The 7,364-nt window shown below is 43.0% G+C and carries 7 protein-coding genes; 1 reads left to right on the plus strand and 6 read right to left on the minus strand.

Annotated elements, in window-relative coordinates:
• Nucleotides 1–83: 83 nt before the first annotated feature.
• From BG260_RS07295 to BG260_RS07310, 4 genes are all read right to left on the minus strand, one after another.
• Nucleotides 84–461 (minus strand): four helix bundle protein, encoded by a 378-nt coding sequence (locus BG260_RS07295; RefSeq protein WP_069131297.1) that lies wholly within the window; start codon nucleotides 459–461, stop codon nucleotides 84–86.
• 107 nt (nucleotides 462–568) lie between these two features.
• A complete protein-coding gene (locus tag BG260_RS07300) occupies nucleotides 569–1,456 on the minus strand; it encodes a rhomboid family intramembrane serine protease (RefSeq protein WP_069131298.1) in 888 nt (295 codons plus the stop codon).
• Nucleotides 1,457–1,489: 33 nt separating this feature from the next.
• Entirely contained in the window at nucleotides 1,490–2,113 is a 624-nt protein-coding gene (locus BG260_RS07305) for a rhomboid family intramembrane serine protease (RefSeq protein ID WP_069131299.1), read from the minus strand.
• Nucleotides 2,097–3,608 (minus strand): phytoene desaturase family protein, encoded by a 1,512-nt coding sequence (locus BG260_RS07310; RefSeq protein ID WP_069131300.1) that lies wholly within the window; start codon nucleotides 3,606–3,608, stop codon nucleotides 2,097–2,099. The genes BG260_RS07305 and BG260_RS07310 overlap by 17 nt, the downstream gene beginning before the upstream one ends.
• 391 nt (nucleotides 3,609–3,999) lie before the next feature.
• Between BG260_RS07310 and nei the strand changes: the two genes are divergently transcribed.
• Nucleotides 4,000–4,818: an endonuclease VIII gene (gene nei, locus BG260_RS07315; protein ID WP_069131301.1), complete on the plus strand. Its 819-nt coding sequence runs from the start codon at nucleotides 4,000–4,002 to the stop codon at nucleotides 4,816–4,818.
• Between the two features lie 33 nt (nucleotides 4,819–4,851).
• On the opposite strand, the gene BG260_RS07320 is transcribed toward nei, so the two are convergent.
• Both BG260_RS07320 and BG260_RS07325 read right to left on the minus strand, forming a co-directional pair.
• On the minus strand, nucleotides 4,852–5,292 hold the full coding sequence (locus tag BG260_RS07320; protein WP_245683922.1) for a hypothetical protein: 441 nt from the start codon (nucleotides 5,290–5,292) through the stop codon (nucleotides 4,852–4,854).
• 143 nt (nucleotides 5,293–5,435) lie between these two features.
• Nucleotides 5,436–7,364, minus strand: a 1,929-nt coding sequence (locus BG260_RS07325; protein ID WP_141691537.1) for a T9SS type A sorting domain-containing protein, incomplete at its 5' end; no start/stop codon positions are given.

A 7,364-nucleotide genomic window follows, 5' to 3' on the forward strand; every position in this document is an offset into this window, starting at 1 on the left:
TACACTCTTTAATTTCTAATCTATTCTCTGCAATAGTTGGCAATTTGCAATTGGCAGTTCGCTAATACTATCTACAATTGTAATTAATTCGTTCCTCTGCCTTGATACTTTTCAGGAAAAGTCATCATGTGATACAGCATTTTCCCAACTTCTTCTGACAGAGACTGAAGTTTACTGTTTACTTCTTCGGAAATGTATCCGCAACTGTGAGCAAAATCCAGGGAAACCTGAGTCTCTGAGTTTTCCATATCGGCATCACTTATTTTACTGATGAAGTGATTGGGATATCTTCTCTTCCGATAACCCTCAGCAATTGCTCTTGAAACGGATCGAGATGATCTTCGAATCTGACCGGTTAGTGCATATTTCTCTTCACTTGGAAATGACTTTGTGATAAAAAATATCTCCATCGCCAGGTTGTATGATTTTTTATAAACCTTCAGATCTTTAAAATCTCCCATAACCCACTGAATTAGTAAAATTTTAAATCAAGATATCAAATATCAACAAAAACAGAACACCTACTATTGTTAATTGCTAACTGCAAACTACCAACTGTCAACTGAATTCAGTTTCTCTTACTTAAATCAAACAGCCTCTTCTTCTCCTCTGTTGTTAGGCCATCGTACCCATGCTTGGAAATTTTTTCGAGGATATCATCCAAATCAGAAACCTCCTCTTCATCTAAGATTTCCACGTCACTGACTGAGTACATATTCTTATTTTTCTTCCGCTTGCTCTTTTTTTTCTTCGAGGATGAACTTGCAAGCTCCGGATTCCAGATTCGTTCAATCGGGCGTACAAACTTTGACAGGTCCGTTCCGTTATAATGCGCTCTCACGAGTAAATAACCAATTCCGGCACCCCCAAGGTGAACCAATCGCGCTACATTATCACCCGCTCCAATGAATAACACATCAAAAACAATCAACCCGGCCACCACATAACGTGCCTGAATAGGTGGCAGCAGAAAGAGCATAATGGGCATGGTTGGATACATATAGGCAAAGGCGACCATCACACCAAATACGGCTCCGGACGCGCCAATCACCATGCTGGTTCCATAGAGGAAGGACAAGGCGATATGAAAAACTGCCCCACCGATACCGGCACCGAAAAAGATGACGGCAAACGTTCTGGGGCCTAACCCCTCCTCTACCGCTCTCCCCATCCACCATAGCCAGAGCATATTAAATAACAGATGAAATCCACCGCCATGCAGAAACATGTAGGTAACAAATCGCCATGGTTGCGTAATGGCTGTGCCAAGGTTTGGGTTAAAACCGAGCCAGTCGACAATGTACCGGTTCAACGATTGTCCGCTAATTTGGATTCCGCCAAAAAAGGCTTGGAAAACAAAAATAATTACATTGATTGCAATAAGCGTACGGATGACTGCCGGCATTCGCAGAAATCCGCGTTTAAAAGAGTTCCAGAATGAGTCTTGTTGATACATATTCAACTATAATCAATCAAACTTTAAGTTCATTTAGCTGTAACGCTCTCCTTTGAGTCCCCAGAACCGGATCAGAATATAACCGACAACCATTCCGCCAAGGTGTGCAAAATGGGCAATTCCGCTATCGGGTCGCATCAATCCAGACATCAGCTCAATTGCACCGAATATGGCTACAAAGTACTTGGCTTTAATAGGTATTGGCGGAATCAACAGCATGATGTAACGATCGGGAAACATCATCCCGAAAGCCAGAAGAATTCCATACACCGCGCCGGATGCCCCTACTGTGGGTGCCCCGCTGCCGCCGATCCACATGTGAATAAGTGCTGCACCGATCCCCGTTAAAAAGTAGTAGATCGCAAACCGTTTTGTTCCCCAAAAATTTTCAATTCCCTGTCCAAAAATCCACAAGGCAAAGAGGTTGAAAATGATGTGTCCGAATCCTGCATGAATAAACATGTAGCTAACAAGCTGCCATGGAGCAAAATTACCGGAACCAATGGGCCATAACGCCCCAAAGACCATCAAATATTGCTGCAGCATTGGGTTCATCAAGGCAACAAACACAAGCAAGTTAACAATAATGAGATGTTTAACCGCAGGTGGAAAAATCGAAAATTGTGTAGTGGGTGAATAGTTATTGTCGTAATTCAAGGAAACTGTTGTTTTTTAAATTATCCTGAACTCTGTAATATACGTGAAATCCGCTTAAAGTTACGCCCGAAATTCCCTGACCCGGAAACACGGTGTCGCCACACAAATAGAGACCGTCGAATGGAGTTTGATTGGGCGTCCAGTCGAGCAGTGATCGACTCATGCTTTGCGGTATACCTCCTACTCTCCCCTTTTTTCGATATACCCAGTTCTCCCAGCTGACAGGTGTTGCACTAAAGGCCAGTTTTATTTCGGCTTTATTGAAATGCGGAAGTTTGTCTTTCAACAATTTCAATACCTCCCTCTCTACGCGCTCCTTTACAGAGTCATACCGCCCATTTAACTGAAACCAGTTTTCCGTTTTGGTATGAGTGGAAATATTTAACACTCGAGTTCCATCTTTAGACCTTTCCGGATCATCCGGATGGGAAAAAGAGACAAAAACAGACTTTGAGTCAACCCCATCAATTGGCTGTTCCAGATGGATTTGATGGTGAAGCGACATCTCAACAGGATAGACATCCGTTGTGACCACTCCCATGGTGAACGCCCCCCACGCCTCAGTATATTTACTTGATTCCTTTCTGAAGTACTCCGCTATCCCTCCTGATGTTATCTCTTCCATATTCCAAACCGGAATGTTTGATATCACTTGCCTTGCCAAATATGTTTTGTTCTTAGAAGTTTTAACTTCAAATGAAAAGTCCTGTTGGGATAGCGATAATACTTTCTCTTTGGTTTTCACTTCTCCCCCATACTTTGTGATAACATCACGTAACGTTTCGGCCATTATCACAAACCCTCCCGGAACCGAATAGTTCGAGCAGTTTGTGTAAGTAATAGCTGGAGCACCAAAAAGAAACGGTGTATCGCTGGATGTAGATTGTGCGGATATCAACAATTGTTCATCCAGAAACGTAAAAAAATCAGGATTGGAAATTCCACAATCCCTGGCAAAATCCTTTACCGATGTAATGGCAAATGGCAACACCCGGACATCACGCGGGTCGTTTTTAAACAGCCTGAACCAATCCCTGATCCCTTGAGGTGGAAAATGAGTATTCTGTTCAGAAACTTTCCACACAGTATCAGCAACCCGGTATGAGGTACGCCAAAACTTCTCCTGAGATTTCTCTTCACCGAAATGTCTGATTGCTTCTTTCAGCCAATCAGATCTATCCTCAAATCTGATGATTTTTCGACCATTCATGTGAATCGCCATGGAGGGATTCAACTTCACCTTTGGAATTGAGATCCCCAGGGTTTTCTCAAGTTTTTTTAGCGGTTGATGTTCATCAAAGCCGATCAGTGTCGTTGCGCCCGACTCAAAAATGTATCCTTTCCGGTAATATGAAGAACTGCAGCCACCGATTGCGAGGGCCGCTTCAAGAACTAAAACTGAATATCCGTCATTTGCCAAAAGAGAAGCCGCCGTCAGTCCGCCCATTCCCGAGCCGATCACAATAAAATCGAAAATATCGTCTGTATGATTCATGTTCGCAGAACAACAAAAACGACTGCAGAGGTTCCGATTTGATCAGAATTACAAAAACATGGTATTTCTGTAATTTCCAATTATTCTACTTGTACCTTAAACACGATACGAGCAAAATCTCTTCATGAATCGAAATAGAAATACCATGTTTAAACCAATGCCACAAAAGCACGAGGTCACAAAGATATCACGAAGGATTTTATCCGCGAAACTCTGCGTGATAATCAGCGTAAATCAGCGAGAAACACATTCCAATTGAGTGAAAAACTCTTAACCCATTCATGGGTTATGCAAACGAGCGCGGCATTTATCCCCGCGGCCTATGACAGAATGATCTTTGTACATTTACAGTTTAGATCTTTGTATCAGACAAAAAATTAAAAATCTCAAAATGCCCGAAGGACCCGAAGTACATCGCGAAGCAGACAAAATCCGAAACGCAATCGGCAGCCAATTTCCCATTTATATCTATTTCTATCACGATCATCTCAAACCGTTCGAAAGCGACTTGGCAGGGAAACAAGTTGAAAACGTAGAAGCTTATGGCAAAGGATTGGTGATCTCATTTGAAGATGATTTTCACGTCTATTCGCATAATCAACTTTACGGAAAGTGGTACATCAAACCGGCCGGTGAATACCCGAAAACAAATCGCGAGCTTCGCTTGGAAATCCGGACAGATCAGAAGTCCGCACTTCTCTACAGCGCCAGCGAAATTGATGTGATGGATTCGGAATCTCTCCACGAACACCCCTATTTAACTAAATTGGGTCCAGATCTGCTGAAAGGCGTTGATCATGATACAATTGCTAAACGGACAGTCGAAGATCAATTCCGAAGAAAGTCGTTCGCTTCTCTTCTGCTGGATCAAGGGTTTCTCAGCGGTGTAGGAAATTACCTGCGAACCGAAATTCTATACGATGCCCGAATTCATCCTACAAAGCGTCCGATGGATCTTTCCGATCAAGAAATTGAAGCGTTTTCTAAATCGGCTTTGACCATCACAGGACGATCGTATGAAACCGGCGGATTCACCCTTCCCGAAGAGCTTTCAACCAAATTAAAATCCGAAGGAAAAAAAAGGAAAGATCTCCGATTCTTCCTATTTGGCAGAGAGGGAAAACCGTGTCACCTCTGCGGTGAGAATATCATAAAAACACGCATGTCCGGCAGACGGATATATATTTGCGAAACGTGCCAGAAATTATAGGTGCGTGAGTGCATAAATGAATGCAAAAAGCATTTAAAATCTCAGTCTCACGCCTGCTCCCCCATTAATGTCAAAATTGGATTGGGTTTCCGGCATGACGGGAAGCGTAGGTGCCAGTTCAAAAAAGAGTGAGAGGCGGCGAGCTACATTCAGCTGTAACCCAATGGGAATTCGTGCGGCGAATTGAGTATCGTTATCAAATAAAAGCCTGCCTCCCAAGCCTGTATAAAAAGCAACTCCCGAATCTGACCAAAAATGCCACAGATAGTCTGAGTGCAGGTGCATATTACCGGAATCGCCCAGCGACCATGCCACACCAAGGTCAATCGCAGATCGGCCGGATGTCCAGAATTTTGCACTCACACCGGTTGGCTCCCCGATGATAACGCCAAGTTCTGTACTTTGAGCTCGAATATCTTTATTCAATGAATAGAAAACGGTCATAAGAAAAATGAATAAAAAGACTCTTTTCATAACGGAATTGTTTAAATTTACTGTTTATAAGACACTACTTATTCAACCTGAAGCAAATTGTTTCATAGATTGAAATTCATATAAACAGTAAAGCCCCGACAGTGAGATGCCGGGGCTTAATAGACAGTTTCCGGTTAACAAGTCTATTTTACCAAGACCATCGATCGGGTTCTCACATATTCATTTGTTTGAAGTCTGTAAAAGTAGATGCCACTTGAAAAACTTGAAGCATCGAATGTAACATTGTACTCACCGGCATTTTGCTCCTGATTTACCAATGTAGCCACCCGGCGACCAATCGAGTTATAGATGTCAACGGTTACATTACTATCGTTAGAGAGTTTGTACTGAATGGTCGTTGACGGATTGAATGGATTCGGATAGTTTGGAAGCAGTTCAGTTCTCTCCGGGATAAATGAAATAGGTTGTGTAATATTCCCAGTTTCATCCAGACTGATAAACACATTGTCTATCGAATGAATCTCTCGTCCATTTGCTACAGAAAATCTGTTTAGTTGAATAGAGGGTGAACCTTGCCAGTCTGATATTGCTTCAATTCTAATTTTCACCAGTCGTGAAGTCATCCGGGGCTCAACCAATCCCCTATATGCAAATGCACCTGACACACTATCATCACTCTTTCGTTTAAAATCGAGTAATTTTTGATTAGCTATCCAGTCATCTGCCCACTCAACCGGTTCCATAGAACGAAGTTGCCAGGAATTAGGATCAACGCCGCTGACTAAGACATTAAATGAAATTCCTGTTAAATCTATTTCATCCTCGGATAGAATGAAAATCTCGAGATCTTCACCAGATTTCAACCTTTCAACTGACAGAAATGAAATGATTTTGTCCTGACTTTTGGTTTCGGAAACGCTGCTGCCAAAGTTTAATCCGATTGGAAAAAGATCATTTTGATTTACAATTCCGTCACCGTTTGCATCAGCATACGTTGCTTCCGGTGGAATCCACAGCTCAACCGGTCGCTCTTCCCAGGTAACTATATCATAGATAGCCTGAGGACCCCGGGCGAGCCAGTTAGTTGTTAACCCAAGTACATCCGTTTCATCCACAATTCCGTCACTGTTGGTATCCCCCGGCCAAACTTCAACTCGTTGCGGAGCCGGATTTATCCCCGTGATAATGATGTCATCTATTCTACTTGTACCACCTGAGGCTATAGGATCATCACTATCCGGATCAATCCGCTCATCAGAATTCAAAAGCCATCGAACATAAACTGTTGGTTGGTTATCAACCAGGGCAGGTAAACTGAGCTGTTCAACCACGCCGGTCGTCCAGTTTGTTCCAACTTCAATCTCTCCGCCGGGTACGTCAGCCCAATTTTCAGAATCCAAACTCACTTGCAGCACAAAATCACGTGGTCCCGTTCCTGAACCGTACTGTTTGGAAGACAACAGTATATTTTCCAGATTTTCGGTTGAAAGGGTGATCATCCAGTATTTGGGTATGGAATCCTCTGCTGCCCAGCTATTCGAATTGAGTGAAAATCCACCGGCACCGGCTGAAAATCCATTCATTTCAGCACCCACCGTTTCAATCGTTGCCCCGTCATTTTGTGGAAGAGAGAAAGAGGGTTGAATAGATTCATTGTCAAAATTCCATTCTACCAACGTATATCGAAATGGAGCCTGCTCAGAGATCGTCAACACTGCATTTGGATTGCTGTCATCATCCCAAAACCCATTCAGCCCACCATATTTTACAGTAGCTTCAACATCCAATTCAGATCTAACGGCTACATAGTACGTACTGATTGATCGTCTGTATGCAACTTCTGAAGAGTATACAAAGTAACCGTTCTCTTCACCTGCAAACTCCATCAACTCCCAGGCACTTTCAGGCCACTGGGCTGGATCCCCATCTGTTTCATTTACACCAATCCAGGTCGTTACTCTGTTATTGTTTACATCATCCTGAGAGACACCGTTTGCATAAATTCTGGCAGTTGCATCAAACTCATCCCCCTCTTCAAGTTCAACCACCCCAGGTGTTGTCAACGAAACAAATGAAAGTGTTTCCAGAACTTCATACTCTGCATCTGCAGG

Origin of the sequence: Rhodohalobacter halophilus, assembly GCF_001715195.1 — a bacterium.
In the GTDB taxonomy this organism is placed as follows: domain Bacteria; phylum Bacteroidota; class Rhodothermia; order Balneolales; family Balneolaceae; genus Rhodohalobacter; species Rhodohalobacter halophilus.

Excerpts from the sequence above, each read along its gene's own strand:
- BG260_RS07295 (WP_069131297.1), bottom strand. The coding sequence starts at position 461 with ATGGGAGATTTTAAAGATCTGAAGGTTTATAAAAAATCATACAACCTG.
- BG260_RS07300 (WP_069131298.1), bottom strand. The coding sequence starts at position 1,456 with ATGTATCAACAAGACTCATTCTGGAACTCTTTTAAACGCGGATTTCTG.
- BG260_RS07310 (WP_069131300.1), bottom strand. The coding sequence starts at position 3,608 with ATGAATCATACAGACGATATTTTCGATTTTATTGTGATCGGCTCGGGA.
- nei (WP_069131301.1), top strand. The coding sequence starts at position 4,000 with ATGCCCGAAGGACCCGAAGTACATCGCGAAGCAGACAAAATCCGAAAC.
- BG260_RS07320 (WP_245683922.1), bottom strand. The coding sequence starts at position 5,292 with ATGAAAAGAGTCTTTTTATTCATTTTTCTTATGACCGTTTTCTATTCA.